The following is a 19,356-nucleotide window of genomic DNA, read 5'->3' as shown; positions in this document are numbered from 1 at the left end:
CATGAACCTCTGTTAATCAATTATATACATACCTTATAATCGTTTTTATAACCTCAGCAATCACAATCGGCTTTGACAAATGTGCGTTCATTCCTGCATCCAGTGATGCCTGAACATCTTCTGCAAATGAATTAGCTGTCATTGCTATAATAGGAATGTTTTTTCCATCCGGTCTGTCATTCATTGCCCTGATTGCTTTTGCCGCTTCATAACCATTCATTTCAGGCATCATGATATCCATCAGGATTACATCAAATGTGCCTTCCGGATGATTTCTGAAAATCTCAACAGCATTCTTTCCATCCACAGCTCTTTCTACATTCATCCCGAACTCTTCCAACTGCACGGCAGCAACCTCTGCATTCAGTTCATTATCCTCCGCAAGAAGGACATTCACACCTGTAAGATTTACCTTTTCCGAAAAACCTGTGTCTGACTTATTACATTCCTTATCAGTAATTTCCAAAGGAATATCCACAGTAAATGTGGTTCCCTCATGCTTTTTACTCTGCACGGAAATGGTTCCACCCATCATATCTACATACTTCTTTACGATAGCCATCCCCAGTCCAACTCCATGGTACTGCGTTCTCACATCGGAATCTTCCTGTGCAAACTCCTCAAAAACTTCTTTTGTAAATTCCTCACTCATGCCAATACCAGTATCCGAAATACGGTAACGCATATTTATATATCCATCCCCGCCCTTTTCCAGACACCGGGCTTCAAATGTAATCGTCCCTCCATCCGGAGTGTATTTTACGGCATTGCTCAGAATATTGACCAGCACATCACGCAGGCGTGCAGGATCCGCAAGTACATTTGGAATCTTTGCTTCTTCACGCTGAATCTTAAAGTTGATATCCCTGTTCGTAAGAAAGCCTTTTGTAATATCCACTGCAGAATCTGTAATGTTTTTCACATCCGCCGGTACCGGATTGTATTTCACTTTTCCACTTTCGATGCGGGTCAAATCTAATACATCATTGAGCAGCGACAGTAAATGCTCTGAGCTTTCGTCAATCTTTTCCAGACAATTTTTCACTTCATCTGACGGATTGTTTTTCATTGCAATACCGGTAAATCCTATGATTGCATTCATCGGTGTCCTCATATCATGGGACATATGTGACAGAAATGCTGTTTTTGCCTTGGTTGCAACCTGTGCATGCTCTGCCAGTTCCGCCATTTCCTCAGCTTTCTCCTGGGCCGTCTTCTGAGCTTTTTTTCTTGCACTGAGACGCACCATTATCACAGCCATAGCAGTCAGCAGCCATCCAAAAATAAGAAGAACCCAAACAGTAACAGCAGGATGCAGACGTATCCAGTCAACAAATGTCAGCTCTGTTGCTTTGTATGTGGTATACTGTGCTGCAAGATCTTCAACAAGATTTGGGGGCATGGCATACATTGCTTTCGTCAGAATACCAGCCAGCGCATGGTTCTCAGTTGATGAAATTACCATGCGGTAGGTGAATGTAGGCTGTTCCAGCAGAGTATATGTCATGGTGCCCGTAGTGTCACTGTTCACAAACGCCTGTGCCATGTAATAGTAGACGAAGGCAGCATCTGCTTTACCCTCACGGACAGCTTCCATCATTTCCTGTCGGGTACTGCACATCAGTTTTTCTGCACCGGGTGCCATTGCATCTTCAATTGAATTTGATGCTGTCTGGTCAACTGTAGCAACAACATTAATTTTTCCATCAAAGTCACGCCGTGTCACCCTTGCCAGCTGCATCGTAATGAAAGGTGCAGTAATCCCCCATTTTTTCGTCTCAGCATAGTTATCTGTTTCCAGGCGTGCATCGATGCTCATATCTGTGGTTTCCGTATTTTTCTGATAAGCAATATACTCATCTCTGGTAGCAGGTGTAAGAAACTCATAGGAAATCCCGGCATAGTCTGCAATTTTCCGGAAGTAATCCGGGATAATACCCTTCATCTCACCATTTTCATTATAAGAATATGGATAACAGGTCGGATCACACAGAACATGAAGCGGGTTGTCCTTGGAATACTGTGAAATAATACTTTTTTCTTTCTCCGTATATTCCAGATTCTTAGTTTCTATGCTTTCATAATTTTTATTGTAAAGCGTCGTTTTCCAGTCACCCTCAACCGCATTCATCTGATCGATCGCATAATTGATCTCATTCAGCAATTCTGTATTGCCCTTTTTAACAATGACATAGAAATCGCTGCTGCCAAATTTCTCCACGATTCGCTCATTGTTTGTTTTTCTCAGAGAACTGGTAACAATCGCATCAACTTTTTCGCTCTGAAGGGCTTCATCCATTTCTGTGGTCGTATCAAAATAAGATGGAACATATGTAAATCCTTTGTCGTCTGCAAAATCCGCAAACTCTTCATTCCGGGTGTTTCCGTTCAAAAGCGCCACACGCATACCGTTGTAAGTGCTGTAATTGCCGTCCACAATCGTGCTGTTGTCACTGCGGACGGTCAGCATCCCATAATTGGTTCCGATCGGACGTGAAAAATCAAACTTTTCTTCTCTGTCCGGTGTTTTGCGGGCAGATGTTACCATGTCAATCTCGCCATCTTCAAGCATCTGCTGCATATCATCCCAGCTCTTATCATATCCGACATATTCGTAATCTACATCCCAATAACGGGCCATCAGCCGAAGAAAATCATAGCCATACCCACTGCGGTTGCCTTCTTCATCCATCACATGATAACCATCCATGGCAAAGAAACCAACTTTGACAGTTTCATGCTGCGAACTGTCCTCGGCTGCATATGCAGTCTGGGGAGAAAATATCATACACACGCATACAAAAACCAGTAACACTGCCACATATTTCTTTGCTCTCGAAATCATATTAAATCTCCTGTCTGTCAAATATATTTCTCTATACGTCTCCTTGTCAACCTCCTGGTTTAATAAATTTTCACCTGTCCCTACTGCTTCTCAATTCTTCGCATATAGTCTGCTTGATTGTTTTATCATCTAATGGCTTTGCAAGATGTGCGTTCATTCCTGCTTCCATACACTTTTCTGCATCTTCCCTAAATGCATTTGCAGTCATAGCAATGATAGGGATTGTTTTTGCATCCTGCCGTTCCAGGGATCTTATTGTTTTTGTGGCAGTAAGCCCATCCATCACCGGCATCATGACATCCATTAAAATAACATCGTATGTTCCTGATTCGCAGGCTTCAAAGTGCTGAACAGCCTCTAAACCATTTTTCACTGTTTCTACTTTAGCCCCATTTTCCGTCAGCATAAATTCTGCTATTTCCGCATTCAGCTCATTATCTTCAACCAATAATATCCGGACACCTGATATATCTGCATTGAAATCTTCTTTTTCTTCCGGTCGTGCATTCGTATCAATTTCAAATGGAAGTACTACAGTAAAACAGCTTCCTTCACCCAGCTTACTTTCAACTGTTATGGTTCCGCCCATCTTTTCTACAAGTTGTTTCACAATAGGCATTCCCAGACCTGTCCCATTATAATCAGAACGTGGGGAATTATCTGCCTGTACAAATGGAGTAAACAATTCATTTTTTATAAATTCTTCTGACATTCCAATTCCATTATCTTTTATTTTAAATTCACATGTCATGTGATCTTCTGATCTTTCAATCGTTCTCATACTCATGTAAATAGAACCATTCACCTTATTGTACTTCATGCTGTTTGTAAACAGATTCATCAATATTTTTTTCAGATGAACTGCATTGCTCCAAACATATATACCACTGTAATCATCATGTTCTCCTATAACATGAAGTCCTTTTTCTTCTGCCTGAAAAGATAGTGACTCCGTGATTTCCTGACATACCTGATCCAGATTGATGGATTCATCACTAAAAACCACGGTATCCGATTCTAACTTTGCCATATCCAAAACATCATTTACCAATGATAATAGCAGTTTCGAAGACTCATTTATTTTATTCAGGCAATCTTTTGCCCGCTCACCATCATTTCCGCTTTTTTCAAGAATTGTAAGCATGCCCATAATGCCATTGATCGGTGTCCTGATGTCATGAGACATGTTATTTAAAAAGGAAGTCTTAGCCTTATTGGCACTCTGTGCTTCTACAAGTGCATTTTGTAATTCCTGCTGTTTTTCTTCAAGCTCCTGATTCAGCTTCAATGCCTGCTCAGCAGACTTCTTGGATTTTTCTTCCGCACGTTTTGATTTTTTCAAAGAATCAAGAATTATACACAGGGCAACAAAAATAGAGATTCCAACTATGAGTGAGACAGCCAGTAAATTGTCCTGAATAAAATCCTTCGCTGTAACTTTTCGTGAGGAAACATTATACGAAACTACTGCACCTGAAAATTGAGTTGTAGGCATAGATGTCAGTGTTTTATTCAGAATGGACAAAAGAACCGGTTCCCCCTGCTGAATAGCAAATGAAACATCAGCTTCTTTTGTCAGGAAAACACTATGAAGCTTATTATTTTTCAAATAGTCTGAAACAGTACCTGAATTGCTTACAATACAATCCGTCTCCCCTTTCTGCATTGCTTTTACTGCTGCGTCTGATGTCTCATATTCTACAACCTCCCATTGCGGATAATTGTATGAAAGATATGCTTTCAATGCAAAATTATCTTTTTCAACGGCAGCTATATTCTCTTTATTTTCACCAAAAGAATCCTTTGCCGTAATTGCTGCCATATTTAGAGTCAATAGCGTATCCGACAAAGCAAATCCATTTGTTTCCGCAAAGTATGGATTCTGGTTTGCATGAAAAATCAGGTCTATTCTTCCATCCTGCAATGCCTGAAGCAGTTCACTTCTTGTATCATACCCCTTTAATTCAAATTCCAGAGTCTGACCTTGCAGACAATTTTCTGCAAGATCCACATAATCTGTAATAACACCTGTCAGTTTACCTGTTGATGGATCTACACTGCTGATACCTCCATCCTGATTCAGATACCCTATCCGGATTGCACCATGCTGCCCGATCCACTCCCTTTCTTCTTTTGAAAGAAACGAGCTGCTCTGTGCAGAAAGATAACGCCTGTAGAGATCATCTGTGTAAAATGGGTTGTCATCCTTGATTCTGCGCATAGCACTATCCAGTGCTTCTTTGATATCCGGACGTTCTGGATTTATAACGAAATAGATTTCTGTCTCTCCAATACTTGTAATCGGTGAAATATCCGATTCTTCCCAACGGGATTCTTCTACCGAAACAAAGCAGTCAATTTCATGTTTCGACAGTTTGTCCATAACTTCTGCGGTATTAGAAACATTGACATGCTGCGTATGCAGACCATACTTTAACTCCCATTCGTTAAGCACATCCTCCGGTATATGATCTTTAAACACACCAATATTTTTTCCCTCAAAAGAATCCAGATTTCCTGCTGTAAGATCCATATTGGATGCATTCGCATAGATGTAATATTTTTCTTCTCCCATAGGCATATCGGAAAAAAGCATTTTTTCAGCACGTTCGTCTGTATAGGAAATACCGCCAAGAATGTCAATTTCTCCATTTTCCAACTGTGTAAAGCAATCTTCCCAATTACTTGTTATGTATTCATAGCTCCAACCTGCATAACCTGCTATATCTTGAAGATACTCATAACCATATCCTCTTCTTTCCCCCTTTTCATTGACAGTATTATAAGTTTCTTCAAAAGATCCTACCCGGATAACATTGTCAGAGTTTTCTTTGGCAAATGTAGGAACGGATAAAACAATAAAACATATAATTGTGCAAAATATAATGTAACAAAATTTGAAATTCATTATATTCTGTACTAATTTGCACTTCTTCATCTTTCTCCCATCCTCTAGGCTACAGTTGCTTGCTTGCTTGCTTGCTTGCTTGCTTGCTTGCTTGCTTGCTTGCTTGCTTGCTTCCAGATTTTAATTTTACATTCATTAATTATCAATAACCTCCACAATATTTTTCCAAACAGCTTCTGTATTACTTATTCAAGTGCTCTACCATAAAAAAGCACTGTCAAACAGACAGTGCACCTCATTTCATGCAACTGGCTGCCATTTTACAGGCCCTGTAGCTTTGCGTCCCAGACTTTCATCTGGTTTGCCGATTTCCTTATTATAGCTTTAATACTTATGCAAAAAACTGATCTCATTATACTTTAATGCTCTAGTATACACAAGAAAAACATTACTGTTTAACGACAAAAAATAAAAAAGAACAGTCGATACATATACTCGAACTGTTCTTCTACTTCCGAAGTCCACGCAGCATTGACATTACTGTTTCCTGCTCATTTGTACTCAGATTGTTCCATATCCCCAGAATTTCTTTCTGTTTTTCTGTCAGATTCTCTGAATTACCTTCCTGAAAAAACTGCGATAATGTCACGCCCAAAGCTGTACATATTTTTTCAAGTGTGATCAGCGACGGCAGGTTTTCCTGCGCCATGATTCTTCCCAGTGACGACTGGGAAATTCCCGACAGTTGCGATAATCTGTATTTACTGATATCACGCTTTTCACATAAAGATGTTATTTTATCCGCAATATACTTCTCTATCTGCAAGTAACTATACCTCTTTTCCGCTATTACATGTTCTTATTGTACCTGTAATAATGAAAAAATATTAGTATTTAACTTTGCAATCATTCAATTCCACAATAGGAAGTATACGCATAAAAAATATAAAGATACTTTCGTTTCCGCAAAAGTCATTTTCGCTTATATCGTTTTTATAATAGCACAGACAGTTATGTTTGTCACATAAAAGTTTGAAACCTCAAACAAAAAAAATTCAAAGACCACATGGCAGACCGCCTGTCCGTCTTCCTGCCACTTCACCGGCAGGCTCACATCCACAGAAATTTCAGAACCACTCCCGGATCCTGCATCTGCTCCACCGGAAGCCTCATCGCCACTTCCTGTATTCTCATTCCCGGAAGTATTTCCAGCCCCATTCCCTGCCGCATCATTTTCAGAGCTTCCTGCATCCGATGCCTCCCCGGTTCCATCAGAACCACCCGTACCACTTCCCGTTCCGCCCGGAAACGGAATCACCACAGTCCCAGAAGCCTCCGCAGACCGTTCCACAGGATCCGCAGCCACATCCACAACAATCTGTGCAAAAAACTGCATATGGTTTTCCTCAGAAGAAGCAAACTGGATACTGACCAGCTTCACCCTGGTCTGCCCGATTTCATGCGCAGAAGCATTGGTAAACGTATGGATCCCGATCTTCCCGGTCTTTGCATTGTCTTCAATCTGGTTCAGCAGCCCCGAAATATTCTTGTCATTCCTTGACTTCGCCTGAGCCAGCCTCGGATTCTTTCCCACACATTTCAGGCTCTGCTTTCCCCCGATCTTCTGCCGGATGGAAGTGATACAGGTGATCTGTCCCTCATCCGCCTGTCCTCCTGCAAACGTAAGCACATCCCCCGGATCCAGAGCAGGGTTCCCGATGGTATCCGAATCAAACGGCACATACCGGATCACCGACAGATCTGCCAGAATATTCCTGCACAGCATCTCCCTGGTCTCCTTTAACCCAAACTGCAGAAGTGGGTTCACACCCAGGTTCATGGTCAGCCCGTTATCCGGGTCCAGAGCATAATACTCTGCAATCTGCGTCTGCTTGTTGGTGGAATTCACTGCCGTGTATCTGGTAATAAAATCCGAAAAGCTGGAAGAAAACCGATGTCTCTGCTCCACCTTCATCACAGGATCCTTCCCGTACTTTCTCAGTTCCAGCTTTCCCTCCCTGTTAATAATAAAGAAACCTCCCAGAACCTGTGCCACATAAAACAGCACATCCCGGCAGGTCTCAATATCATTTTCAGTATAAACAGAAAGCGTCACCCCGCCATTCGGCATGGCATCAATCTCCGCCCTCTTATTCGCAAACTCCACTTTGCACCGCTTACAGCACAGGGCAATAAAATCATAAGCAGTCCCCACAGTCTCAAATCCGTTGAAACTCTTATCAAACCGCAGCATAAAATCATAGGCTTTCAGTTCCAGACACTTTGCCAGACGGTTCGCCTCACTGACCTCAAAAACTCCCATCGGCACATCTTCCACCGAACCATCCGCCAGCACCAGATGAAACACCAGCGTCACCAGCGCATCCTCCAGCGTGTACCTGTCAATATCACTCAGAAGCGTGATCCCCATCTCTGCCGCATACACCGTCCCCAGTTCAATCTCCGTACTTCCGCAGCACTGCCTGGAAATATATCCGGAACCCTTCACAATCTCCTTCGACCCGAACTCATACGTCATTCCGCCTCTGGTAACGATCGTACCCGTCCAGTAATATTTTCTTGTATTGCTCTTCACAGCTCTCAGAAACCCATCCGATACCGGATACATCCCGCCACCTCCATTTCCCCACGAAAAAAGCACCAGCCAACCAGGTGACCGATGCCTTCGTAAATATAATCATTCTATCTGTTAATAACTGTCTCTTCATCGTTATTATTTTATATCCCATTTATAACCTATCCCCCAAATAGTTTTTATTGGATCAAGACCAAGTGTTTTGAACTTTTTTCTGATTGAGTAAATAAACTCTGTTATAGTCCTTAATTGTGCATTGGCATCTAAGTCATATAAGTATTCATATAGCTCATTTTTTGAAAAAATCTTTCCGCTATTCTGAACAAGAATTTTACATATGCGAAACTCATTTTTCGTTAATAAAATTTCACCATTATCTAATTTTATTGAGTTTGAATCTTGATTAAACACCAATCCATTGATTAAAATCCCGTTACTCTCATTTTTCAAACTTCTTCTTAATGCAACTTTCACTCTGGCTACTAACTCTCTGATACTAAAAGGTTTGGTAATATAATCATCTGCTCCACTCATCAGGCCTTTCACTTTTGCTCCTTCACTAGACTTAGCAGATAAAAAAATCACCGGACATGTTATTATGTTTTTTATTCTCTCCAAAATTTCATAACCATCTAAAAACGGTAACATAATATCCAATAATATTAAGTCAAACCCTTCAAATTCACCAATATTAGTATTGTCAACATAGCTTCTTGTTTCCACTATATAATGTTCATTTTTCAAAACTTCTTGTACTAATTCTAAAATCTTTTCGTCATCGTCAATCACAAGTATCTTTTCCATTATCTGCTCCTTTATGTTTTTACTAACTAAATAATAACAAAAATTAGTAATTAATCACCCAACATGTAAAAAATACTCATTTGCTCGTAAAAAAAGCTCTATTATCAAAATAGAGCTTTTTTATGTATCTACACTAAAACAGATTTATTGACCCTTTAATTTACATGTGCATGTAAGCTGAGTTTTTGGTGGACAAAGAAATCCTGTTAGGCAATTGGGTGTACAAAAAGAGTGTTAACTTGTAATACTCGCAGGTATAATATCTCTTCTTACTTTTTTTTTGATAATATCCAAATCAAAATCATCAGATTTTGCCATTACGCTTCACTTCCAATCTTTATTTACCTGTGATATGGCATCCGCATGTTGCTGTCTTAAGTGGGCATGTCATAAGGATTCCTGTCGGGCATCCTGGGGTACACACTGATTTGCTCTTATACTTCGGCTCGATCCCACCCTGTGTTGCTGTCTTTGTTACATCCAAATCGAAATCATCAAATTTTGCCATCTTTTTTTCCTCCGTATTCTTTATTATTTACCTGTGATATGGCATCCGCATGTTGCTGTCTTAAGTGGGCATGTCATAAGGATTCCTGTCGGGCATCCTGGGGTACACACTGATTTGCTCTTATACTTCGGCTCGATCCCACCCTGTGTTGCTGTCTTTGTTACATCCAAATCGAAATCATCAAATTTTGCCATCTTTTTTTCCTCCGTATTCTTTATTATTTACCTGTGATATGGCATCCGCATGTTGCTGTCTTAAGTGGGCATGTCATAAGGATTCCTGTCGGGCATCCTGGGGTACACGCTGATTTGCTCTTATACTTCGGCTCGATCCCACCCTGTGCTGCTGTCTTTGTTACATCCAAATCGAAATCATCAAATTTTGCCATCTTTTTTTCCTCCGTATTCTTTATTATTTACCTGTGATATGGCATCCGCATGTTGCTGTCTTAAGTGGGCATGTCATAAGGATTCCTGTCGGGCATCCTGGGGTACACGCTGATTTGCTCTTATACTTCGGCTCGATCCCGCCCCGTGCTGCTGTCTTTGTTACATCCAAATCGAAATCTTCAAATTTTGCCATCTTTCTCCTTATAGGTTTAATTACTTAGTAAGCACACATTTAAAGAATCCAGTTTCACAACTTGATGTACATAAAGACTTGCTTGTTATTCTTGGAGTCTTGCTACTCTGTGGTTTTACAGTCTTCGTAACATCAAAATTAAAATCTTCAAATTTTCCCATTTGGTGCCTCCTTTCTTCTTGATAAATTAGTTATACAATATAAAAATCAGCAAAATATCAAAATCGCTCCTAAATTTAATATATTTTTTTACAATGTCGTTTCTAGCTATATTCCTAAGTCTTATTAACAGAGGACGCAGAAAATAATATACTCTAAACAAAAAATAGGCTTCGCCTATTCAACTCCCCTCCCCCTCATTCTTGAGGGGATTAAGGGTTTTCTTTTTTCTCTTTTTCATTCATAATAAACTTATGAACACATTACAAAAAATCTTTTTAGAACACTACGAGGAAATGCTCTATACCCTGCATCCTCGCGAATCCGTTATTGAAAATGTAAATAAAATGATGCATTGTGGCGATTCTTCTTATGGCGGTGCCATGTACCACTGTCCTGACTGCAACGAATGGAAATTCGTTCCTTTTCGTTGTCATAGTCGCTTTTGCCCTACCTGTGGAAACATGTATTCCATTGACCGCACTACCTCTATGTCTTTTAAACTTCTTTCCTGCACTCACCGACATTGTGTTTTCACAATCCCTGAACAACTACGCCATTTTTTCCTTGAAGACCGCTCTTTACTTAACTGTCTCTTTTCTTCTGTTCGCAGCGTTATTCTGTGCATGTTCCATAAAATGAATGCCCACACTGTGGTAAAACAATGATGCTTCTTGAAATTTATTACAATCATCGCCCCGTCTCCTTGCAAGATCTATATGAGAAAACCATGAAAAAGCATAGGATTCGTCCTTCTGCCCGTAGTAAATTTCTTTTATCTCCATCCACTTCGTGATACAATCAAGTTATCATGTGTTAGAAACGGAGGTTTTACTTTTGAAAAAAACTACGACTAAAGATCTTGCAGAGAAGCTTCGCTCACAGTATATAAAAAATCCTCCTGAAGGTATGAGTGACCATGATATCAAACTCATGAGTGACAATGACCTTTTGGATATGGACTATTTTCTTCATGAATTTGATGATGATGACGATTTTGGTGAAGAAGGATTTTATCTTTTCTAACAATCGTCTATTTCCTATGCCTCTTTTTTATGAGGCATTTTTTTACTTCTGCTTTAAACAAAGGACTTTCCTAATATATAAAAAAACTCTGGTGTATTCCACCAGAGCTAACCTGAACTATGAATTTTTCCTATATAATAATATCTACTTCTGCTCCTCTTTTATTTTTTAATTCTACTTTTCCACCATGCTGTGTCACAATAGAATTTGTAATATATAACCCCATTCCATAATGGTGTTGATAATTTCTACTCTTATCATCCATAAAAAATCTTTCTAAACCATATTTTAATGCTGCCGGCGTAAAACCAGGACCTGAATCTATAATACTAATCTTACATTTTCCTTTATCCTTCGTCACGTTAAAAATAATCTCCCCATGTGTAGGAGAATGATCTACGGCATTTGATAAAACATTTATAATCGCCCTTTCCATTAATACTGTATCAATCTCTATCCCAAAAGATTCATCCATAATTGCAATTATTAAATTCATTTTTTTCATTGCAACTACAGACTGCATCTGTCCTTTTATACTATCAATAAACTTTCCAATAGATATGCTTTCTCTATTTATCGGAATCTCACCAGTATTCTTGGATAGATCAATCAATATAGCAATGTAATTTTCCATGCGTTTAGAACTCTCTAAAATATGGTTAATATACTCTTCTTGCTCCTGATTAATATTTGTTTCAGATAATAAATCAGCATTACCACCTATGATCGTCAACGGTGTCTTCAAATCGTGTGCTAATGCCGAAACTTGTTCTTTCTGCTGACGCTCTATATTCCATTGCGTTTTCAAAGACTTTTTTAAACTATTTTTCATATTATAAATAGATTTTAATATATCATTAAATTCTATTATCCTCGATGATGAAATATTAAATTCCAGCTCCTGCTCTTCTATTTTTGTAGTCGCATCCATTACTGGCTTCAACTCTTTTCTTAGTTCTTTTGCAAACAAAAAGACCATAATACTAAATACAAATAAACAATTTAAAATCATTCCTGCATTAATCAAAATATCTGGAGATGGCATATGTATATCTAACCACATATTGGTGAAATGAGAACCAATATAATATTGTAAAATACAGAATTCTTTATCTCTTGTAACTAAAATAAATTGTTTACCTGATGCTGTTTTCTCAAACTTACCATTTGCATATCTCAATGCGTCTTTTTGTTCCCCGTTGCTCATATTAGTATTTAAGATATCGAATTCTTTGCTAATTATTAAGTATTTTATCCCTGCTGGAATATTCTTATAGTCAAGATTTTTTTCTGTTGCTAAAATTTTTGCCGTTTTCTCAGCCTGTATCTCATTATAATTTGCAACAGTTATATAGCCCATATTACTTGCAAGTGTTGCCAAGACCAGCGGTAAGGCAATACTCACTCCAACTCCTATAATCAATGACAATATAAACTTTATAAAAAAAAACTTTAGAGAATACTGCCTTTTTTTTATTTTTACTCCCATTTATATCCTATCCCCCACACTGTCTGTATAGGATTCACACCAGCTTCACTTAGTTTCACTCGTATATTTTTAACATGAACAACTATTGTATTATCTGCTGATTCTCCATAAAATCCAAAAACTCGTTCATATATTTGCTCTCTGGAAAAAACGTGTCCTCTATTCTGTATCAGCAATTCACATATTTTATATTCGCTATGTGTCAAAGGAATTTCCTTTTCACAAACCAATAGCTTTTTTGCTGACAAATCAAACTTAATATTTCCATCTTCTGAAAATAAATAATCGTGATTTTCTCTGGACTCTCGCCTTAAGTGTGCTTTTACACGAGCTCTTAACTCCTTAATCCGGAAGGGTTTCGTAATATAATCGTCTCCCCCAATACCTAAACCATATAATACTTCGTCTTCCAGTGTTTTAGCTGTCAGAAATAAAATTGGTGCATTGAACATGTCACGGATTTTTTTGCAAAATGTGAAACCATCAATATCCGGCATCATAACATCCAAAATCAACAAATTATATTGCCGCAGTTTACTAACATCCACCTTTTTTGCAGAAGTCAAAGTGTCAACAGCAAATCCCTCCTTTTCTAGTCCACGTTTGACAAGCTCAAGTATTGCCTCTTCATCATCTATAACTAGAATTTTAATCAAGATATCCTCTCCTTTTAAAATTTTTATTTGTTAGATATTATAGTCACAAGTTTGACCCATACTAATCTTTTAATATAGCATATACACATTTATAATTAATTTCAACTGCCAAACTATCCTTATCCTTTCCAATAACGGTGTATACCGAATCATATATCCAAGTCTCCCGTTTTTGGTTTGACAGTTCGCCCGGAATTATATCAATAGCATTTAACTCATCATGTGTAAATTCCCTGCCTGTTTCTGCATCAAAAGTAATATTTCCGGATAAAGTACATAGATAATCGCCTATTTTTTCATTTGGTACAACTTGATCTGTAATTTGATATATTTTACCTTCCCAAGTCAAATTTCTCACATCTTCTTTATCAATTTGTGGTAAATCATTTTCTATATCTTTGGTGTCATTTTGATTTTTAAAAATTATCTTTAAATCACCATCTTTCGCATTTTCTGATAGAATTGCTTTATGGAAATCGTTATCTACATCTACAACTAAATTATTCATATCCCCCTCATTTTCTGTCTTATATACATTCAAATATGGCACATAATATGCGGTACCATCTGTATGATCTATTAAGTCGCTTAAATCTCCTACTACGTTGACTCCCATATCACATTTTTTTAGTATATTATAATTTTCATCAAGTGCAACATACTTTTGAATAAATCCAATCCAATCACCTAATGAATTCTTATCCACTGTATTATTTAATATTGTGTATTGTTGTCCATTATATATAAATTTCGTTGCATCTTTCTCGTCTAAATAACATTCTGTTTTACCTTGGTTTTCTAAAACTGCCTTTTTAGCAGCACAACCTGAACCAATGATTATTATAGACATCATACAAAATACCAGAATCACCCTTTTTATTAATATACTATTCTTCATAATTTTTTCTTCCTTCCCATTTCTCAAACCATATACAAAACACCAACAATAACACAAATGTTATAATGATAACTTTAAATATAATATTGGGTTGAAGAGTAGAGAGTTGAGTGTTAAATTGCAAAATTTCTTGTCTACACATATTTACTGCCCACGCCCAAGGAATATATTCCCAACTAATAACTAACTTCAACGGAAGATTGCTAAACAAAATAACAATAAGGCTTTCCAACACCCCTGTTATAACTGAAGCTCCAAGCCCTGATTTCAGGGATAACCAAAAATGGATTATATAAGTTACAATGTTACCTAAAATTATATAAACATAACTATACAATACTGTATTAAGAACAGAAATACTAAGCTCTTGATCCACAACTGCTACTGAAAATAAAATTGGTAAAAAGAGAATTACAATGGCTACTGCACCTATTCCTAAGAATAGAATTAACTTTGCAATAATTAATTTACTCTTACTCTCCATACCTACAAAAAGTGCCTGAAAATGCCCTTCTTCTTCTAAGTTTATACCTAGACTAACAGCAATAGAAATTGCAAGAGGGAAAAATGCTGATGTTGCCTGTAAAATTAGATTCAGTCTTTGTGTTATACTTTGTTGTCCTGAATATAAGTGAAAATACATTGCAAATAATACCCCTCCTAGAAGCGGTACAATTATGTGCAACAAAAAAATAGGGGTATGTCGTAATTTTACAACTTCCGACTTAATTGCACACCAAAAACTTTTCATCCTTCCACCTCTCTGAATTCTTTTGCAGTAATAATAACAGTTATAATAAATAGTAAAACAGATAATAAGAGTCCAATAGTAAAGTCTAATGAATCTTTTGAGGAAACGGTCGTCATTGTTCCGTTTACGTCTAATCCGATAATACTTTTCATAGATTTTGAGACCCAACTATAAGGTATCAAGAACCATAGATTAGTATTAGATAACGGAGAAATAGCCAATGGCAACATACAATTAATTATAAGCGGCAAAAGTATACCTATTCTTTTATTAAAAAAAAGCAAAATAGGAATTTGCCATAATGACATAACTACAATACATATACTGCCAAGTAATAATTTTCCGTTAGATATTTGGCAAATGGCCGGTGCCCATATTCTCATTGATACTGCCGGAAGAACTAATATAATACCTGTCAAAAGCATATACCATGCTATAACTAACACTCGAGCATACCAAGCATTTTCTAAATCAATAGATAGGGTATAAAAGGTGTGATAGCGTACACTTTTTTCTTTCTTCTCAGACAATGAACAGTATATGGCAACCGTCCCCGGTAAGAGAAATGTATACCACCAATATATAGTTTGTGCTTGAAAATTTCTAATTCCACCAAATATAACAGCTACAAAAGCTGTAATGATGGGTACCACAAATATTAATTTTCTGCTGAAAGACCGTTTATATTTCAAATTTTCTGATCTTATATATCTCATTAAATAATCTCCCTTCTATTTCTTTTTACGATGTCCATAAACAAAGCTTCAAGATTATATTCTTTGTTCTCTGGTGCTTCGTATTCCAATTTCCCATTACATATTATCCCTATATAATCTGCAATCTGTTCCACTTCTGATAGTATATGGCTAGATAGAATAACTGTCATACCTTGCTTCGGAAACTGCCTTATTAAATTTCTCAGCTCTTCAATACCTACAGGATCAAGGCCATTTGTAGGTTCGTCTAATATTAGTAATTTGGGGTTATTCAATAATGCTATTGCAATGCCAAGTCTTTGCTTCATTCCCATAGAAAACTGTCCTGCTCTCTTTTTTCCTGTACCAGTCAAACCTGATATTTCAAGGACCTCGTCAATACGACCATCCGAAATATTTAACAGCTCAGTCCTTACCTTAAGGTTTTCTCTTGCAGTTAGATTTCCATATAAAGGAGGTGTTTCAATCAATGCACCAATGTTTGATAAGTCACTCCTTTTCCACGGATGTTTATTAAAAATAATACTTCCCCTGGTAGGTTTCAAGATTCCAGCTATCATTTTTAATGTAGTAGATTTTCCTGCACCATTAGGTCCCAAAAGGCCATAGACAGAATTTTCAGGTACATTCATTGAAATATTTTGTACAGCTACCTGATTCTTGAATTTTTTTGTTAAATTCTCTGTTCTCAGTAATGTTTCCATGTTATTATACATCTCCTTTTAATTGATTTTTTTAGTATACTGATTAACTATAAAGATTTTCTAAAGATTAAAAAATTTTTTATATTGTAAATTGCATAACAAAAAAGATAGAACTTGTAAGATCCTATCCTTCTCCACATAGATGTATCCAAATTTGCAGCATTCAACAAATACCCCAATATCAGTTGGCATTCACGGTTTTCTTACCTGCTAAGATGATAAACAAATATTCCATAATTTTGACTGCTGATATGTAAAGCAGAAAGGGGACATCCATTTATTGGATATCCCCCTTTTTAATCTCTCATTTTATTCTTCCATTTTTTCTTTGAATTCAAGATAGGATGAAATCATATGTTTCACCGCTTTTAATTGATCTGGCGTTAAAGTGTACAATAATTCAAGAACATCCTGCACATCCTTATCTTCTGAAAACTCGAAAAGATAGTTTGGAGAGGTATGAAGCATTTCACAGATCTTAAGCAGCAAAGGTAATGCAGGCAACTTGCTACCAGTCTCTATCTGTTTGACATAGCCTTCATGCATATTACATATTTCTGAAACATCCTGCCTACTCAGGCTCAACCCTGCCGCTTCTCTTTCACTTTCTTCCCAAACTTTTTCAAATCCATTGTCACACCTCTTATCTATTTAATACTGTTTATATCTTTCAGTATAAACGTGAGGGTGTATTCATGACAGTCCACCGTTTGATACTTTCGTTTGTCTCTTCTGCCGTATCTTTTTTCCAATGTTCTTGCGATCCATCTTATTGACCTCTTGTCATCTAATTGATACCTTTAATATCTATTAGTATAAACTGACAGTATTATCCACGATAGTCCGCTGTTTTATAAAATTTTTATCAATAAGATATCTCTGTTTGAGTATGTCTATCTAATACCATTACCGATAACAGCATATAAATGAGCTACACAATCACAAGAAAAAGTAATACAGCGGCAAAAAAAATATTGATATAACACACCGCCAACCAATAATAAACTCAAACTTCCCACATTAAAAATGGGAAGTTTGAGTTATTAAATTATCAGTTATTTTTCATTTTATCCGTTGACGAAACTCATTTTATCGCATATACTATGAGTAGGAAAACAGGCGACATCCTGTTGGTGTGGCTGACACCTAAAATCCGAAACGAAAGCCGAACATGAATCGGAGAGTTGGCAGGCAACAGAAAAACCTGAAAGCAAAGCCAGACATATGGGCTGGAGTGTTGGCGGACAACAGAAAAATCAGTCTATAAGGGAGATGCACAATGCCACGGTATTGTAATCTCCCTTTAAATATTTTATACATATCGCAGAGGTCATAATATGACAAAATACACCAAACAGCAGGCCATCTCTATTATTGTAGATTGTGCTGCCAAGTACGAAGAAAACCTTAATGGCTACCAACTCTTATTTATTCTAAAAGACAAGCATAAACATATTTCTTTTTTGGAGGTAAATTTTTATCCTTATAATTTTCTTCATCTGACAGGCATTAAATTAATTGACAACACTACTGCTGCTGATTTTTATGAACGCTGTTTAAACCACAAATTAAGTCCTGAAGATTTTTCCTTTGCATCTGATGGTACCACTCAGTTAAAACTCGAAATTCTCCCACAACTTATGAAAAAAAATATTTCAGCAAAAATGGTCGGTGATTTTAACGGATGCAACCCAAAATTATATACAGAAAAATTAGCTGGTGGCGTAAAAGCCTGCCTTGGTTTTGTAAAAACTCATCGTGCTGAATATGTGCCAAATACAGTGCTGAACACGGACATTCGTACAGTTTCCAAAATTTCACAGCAGGTTATCGCTACATATCGTCGAAAGAGAGCAGATTCCTCTTATCAGGAACTAGTTTATAAGGCAAAAAAAATTGACTGGGATGCTCTTACCTTTCCGAAAGAATATGACTACCTCACCAAACTAGAATAATCTCCCATAACAATTCTATTTCAGAGCGTGAAAGGGGCTATCGCTTCACTTTGCGACAGCCCCATCTTTTCCACTAATTATCCATCATTATTCTAAATTACCTCTTCATTTCATTTACATTAAAGCACATTATAGCTAAATCCCCAGTCATAAAAAACATTTACATAGCAAGTCTTTGTATTATTGGTTGCTGAAGAATAACCATCTATTTTGTAATACTGCCTCTGCACAACTTTGTACTTTGTATACAGCGGTCTATACTTAATCTGATAAGTTTTCCCGCTAGGGACAGGTAAACTATACTGTACAGAATAGGACTGACTCTTCCCAATCGTAGCTCCTAAAGAAGCGGATATATCTCCTACACTGGTATATGATCCACTAATTGTGTTAGTCACTGTATCTGTTTTATTTACAGAAACTGTACCTGGACCGGCACCCTGAGGTCCCAATCTCCATGAACCATAAGTTGTTCCCTGATTTGTCTTACTATCGACTTTCCAATAATAGTATCCATCCGTTTGTGGCTGTATTCCATACTCAGTTTTATCAGATAGCAAATTTACATGCTTTACTTCGCTGTTTTTATGTGGATATTCTGCAGCCATTACTTTTACAGGCAACATTGTCACAATACTAAGTACCAACACTGTCAAAATACTAATCATTTTTTTCATCAAATCGCCTCCCTTTTTTTTTCGGTAGTGTCAAATTTACTACCTATTTTTTCTTTAAAAACCTTTATTTTCGGGAGTTTCAAATAAAAAGAGCATTGACCTCCCTTTTGAAGTATAATGAATTCACCACAAACCATTATCA

Annotated in this window: 20 protein-coding genes, 1 pseudogene and 1 riboswitch; of the genes and pseudogenes, 3 read left to right on the top strand and 18 right to left on the bottom strand. The window is 37.3% G+C overall.

Annotated features, from left to right (window positions below):
• Nucleotides 1-16: 16 nt before the first annotated feature.
• The 10 genes from KQI87_RS06740 to KQI87_RS17520 all read right to left on the bottom strand — a co-directional run bounded on the left by KQI87_RS06740 (nucleotide 17) and on the right by KQI87_RS17520 (nucleotide 10,344).
• Nucleotides 17-2,845, bottom strand: a complete 2,829-nt coding sequence (locus KQI87_RS06740) for a transporter substrate-binding domain-containing protein (RefSeq protein ID WP_216459496.1) — start codon at nucleotides 2,843-2,845, stop codon at nucleotides 17-19.
• A 70-nt stretch (nucleotides 2,846-2,915) separates the two neighbouring features.
• Nucleotides 2,916-5,783 carry a response regulator gene (locus KQI87_RS06735; RefSeq protein ID WP_216459494.1) on the bottom strand — a complete coding sequence of 956 codons (2,868 nt, stop codon included), beginning with the start codon at nucleotides 5,781-5,783 and terminating at the stop codon, nucleotides 2,916-2,918.
• 210 nt (nucleotides 5,784-5,993) lie between these two features.
• Nucleotides 5,994-6,069: riboswitch (cyclic di-GMP riboswitch) on the bottom strand.
• 132 nt (nucleotides 6,070-6,201) lie between these two features.
• On the bottom strand, nucleotides 6,202-6,519 hold the full coding sequence (locus KQI87_RS06730) for a helix-turn-helix domain-containing protein (RefSeq protein WP_216459492.1): 318 nt from the start codon (nucleotides 6,517-6,519) through the stop codon (nucleotides 6,202-6,204).
• 156 nt (nucleotides 6,520-6,675) lie between these two features.
• Nucleotides 6,676-8,322, bottom strand: a complete 1,647-nt coding sequence (locus KQI87_RS06725; protein WP_330655714.1) for a hypothetical protein — start codon at nucleotides 8,320-8,322, stop codon at nucleotides 6,676-6,678.
• 105 nt (nucleotides 8,323-8,427) lie between these two features.
• Nucleotides 8,428-9,093: a response regulator transcription factor gene (locus KQI87_RS06720; protein ID WP_118404109.1), complete on the bottom strand. Its 666-nt coding sequence runs from the start codon at nucleotides 9,091-9,093 to the stop codon at nucleotides 8,428-8,430.
• Between the two features lie 337 nt (nucleotides 9,094-9,430).
• Nucleotides 9,431-9,601, bottom strand: a complete 171-nt coding sequence (locus KQI87_RS06715; protein WP_216459490.1) for a gallidermin/nisin family lantibiotic — start codon at nucleotides 9,599-9,601, stop codon at nucleotides 9,431-9,433.
• Between the two features lie 23 nt (nucleotides 9,602-9,624).
• The gene (locus KQI87_RS06710; protein ID WP_216459490.1) at nucleotides 9,625-9,795 is read right to left on the bottom strand and encodes a gallidermin/nisin family lantibiotic; all 171 of its coding nucleotides are present in this window, start codon (nucleotides 9,793-9,795) and stop codon (nucleotides 9,625-9,627) included.
• A 23-nt stretch (nucleotides 9,796-9,818) separates the two neighbouring features.
• Entirely contained in the window at nucleotides 9,819-9,989 is a 171-nt protein-coding gene (locus KQI87_RS06705; protein WP_117640235.1) for a gallidermin/nisin family lantibiotic, read from the bottom strand.
• 23 nt (nucleotides 9,990-10,012) lie between these two features.
• A complete protein-coding gene (locus KQI87_RS06700; RefSeq protein WP_173864623.1) occupies nucleotides 10,013-10,183 on the bottom strand; it encodes a gallidermin/nisin family lantibiotic in 171 nt (56 codons plus the stop codon).
• Nucleotides 10,184-10,203: 20 nt separating this feature from the next.
• A complete protein-coding gene (locus KQI87_RS17520; RefSeq protein WP_117640231.1) occupies nucleotides 10,204-10,344 on the bottom strand; it encodes a gallidermin/nisin family lantibiotic in 141 nt (46 codons plus the stop codon).
• A 252-nt stretch (nucleotides 10,345-10,596) separates the two neighbouring features.
• Between KQI87_RS17520 and KQI87_RS17180 the strand changes: the two are divergent.
• A pseudogene (locus KQI87_RS17180) lies at nucleotides 10,597-10,986 on the top strand (transposase zinc-binding domain-containing protein); the annotation flags it as partial.
• 193 nt (nucleotides 10,987-11,179) lie between these two features.
• Nucleotides 11,180-11,368, top strand: a complete 189-nt coding sequence (locus tag KQI87_RS06685) for a hypothetical protein (protein WP_117640229.1) — start codon at nucleotides 11,180-11,182, stop codon at nucleotides 11,366-11,368.
• A 130-nt stretch (nucleotides 11,369-11,498) separates the two neighbouring features.
• Here the strand turns inward: KQI87_RS06685 and KQI87_RS06680 are convergent, their stop codons facing one another.
• The 7 genes from KQI87_RS06680 to KQI87_RS06650 all read right to left on the bottom strand — a co-directional run bounded on the left by KQI87_RS06680 (nucleotide 11,499) and on the right by KQI87_RS06650 (nucleotide 17,233).
• On the bottom strand, nucleotides 11,499-12,857 hold the full coding sequence (locus tag KQI87_RS06680) for a HAMP domain-containing sensor histidine kinase (protein WP_117640227.1): 1,359 nt from the start codon (nucleotides 12,855-12,857) through the stop codon (nucleotides 11,499-11,501).
• Complete coding sequence (locus KQI87_RS06675; RefSeq protein ID WP_117640225.1) at nucleotides 12,848-13,513, bottom strand: response regulator transcription factor; 666 nt, start codon at nucleotides 13,511-13,513, stop codon at nucleotides 12,848-12,850. The genes KQI87_RS06680 and KQI87_RS06675 overlap by 10 nt, the downstream gene beginning before the upstream one ends.
• Before the next feature lie 61 nt (nucleotides 13,514-13,574).
• A complete protein-coding gene (locus KQI87_RS06670) occupies nucleotides 13,575-14,411 on the bottom strand; it encodes a NisI/SpaI family lantibiotic immunity lipoprotein (RefSeq protein WP_117640223.1) in 837 nt (278 codons plus the stop codon).
• Nucleotides 14,401-15,162 carry a lantibiotic immunity ABC transporter MutG family permease subunit gene (locus KQI87_RS06665; RefSeq protein ID WP_118404117.1) on the bottom strand — a complete coding sequence of 254 codons (762 nt, stop codon included), beginning with the start codon at nucleotides 15,160-15,162 and terminating at the stop codon, nucleotides 14,401-14,403. Before KQI87_RS06665 ends, KQI87_RS06670 begins: the two co-directional genes overlap by 11 nt.
• Nucleotides 15,159-15,878: a lantibiotic immunity ABC transporter MutE/EpiE family permease subunit gene (locus KQI87_RS06660; RefSeq protein ID WP_117640219.1), complete on the bottom strand. Its 720-nt coding sequence runs from the start codon at nucleotides 15,876-15,878 to the stop codon at nucleotides 15,159-15,161. The genes KQI87_RS06665 and KQI87_RS06660 overlap by 4 nt, the downstream gene beginning before the upstream one ends.
• Nucleotides 15,878-16,582 carry a lantibiotic protection ABC transporter ATP-binding protein gene (locus KQI87_RS06655; protein WP_117640217.1) on the bottom strand — a complete coding sequence of 235 codons (705 nt, stop codon included), beginning with the start codon at nucleotides 16,580-16,582 and terminating at the stop codon, nucleotides 15,878-15,880. The genes KQI87_RS06660 and KQI87_RS06655 overlap by 1 nt, the downstream gene beginning before the upstream one ends.
• A gap of 309 nt (nucleotides 16,583-16,891) precedes the next feature.
• A complete protein-coding gene (locus tag KQI87_RS06650; RefSeq protein ID WP_330655723.1) occupies nucleotides 16,892-17,233 on the bottom strand; it encodes a helix-turn-helix domain-containing protein in 342 nt (113 codons plus the stop codon).
• 686 nt (nucleotides 17,234-17,919) lie between these two features.
• Here KQI87_RS06650 and KQI87_RS06645 point away from each other — a divergent pair.
• Nucleotides 17,920-18,537 carry a PBECR4 domain-containing protein gene (locus tag KQI87_RS06645; RefSeq protein ID WP_117640213.1) on the top strand — a complete coding sequence of 206 codons (618 nt, stop codon included), beginning with the start codon at nucleotides 17,920-17,922 and terminating at the stop codon, nucleotides 18,535-18,537.
• Between the two features lie 119 nt (nucleotides 18,538-18,656).
• On the opposite strand, the gene KQI87_RS06640 is transcribed toward KQI87_RS06645, so the two are convergent.
• Complete coding sequence (locus KQI87_RS06640) at nucleotides 18,657-19,214, bottom strand: hypothetical protein (protein ID WP_117640211.1); 558 nt, start codon at nucleotides 19,212-19,214, stop codon at nucleotides 18,657-18,659.
• Nucleotides 19,215-19,356: the final 142 nt, after the last annotated feature.

It is taken from the genome of Blautia sp. MSJ-9 (assembly GCF_018919065.1).
In the GTDB taxonomy this organism is placed as follows: Bacteria; Bacillota; Clostridia; order Lachnospirales; family Lachnospiraceae; genus Blautia_A.
This window is presented reverse-complemented; position numbering and strand designations above follow the sequence as displayed.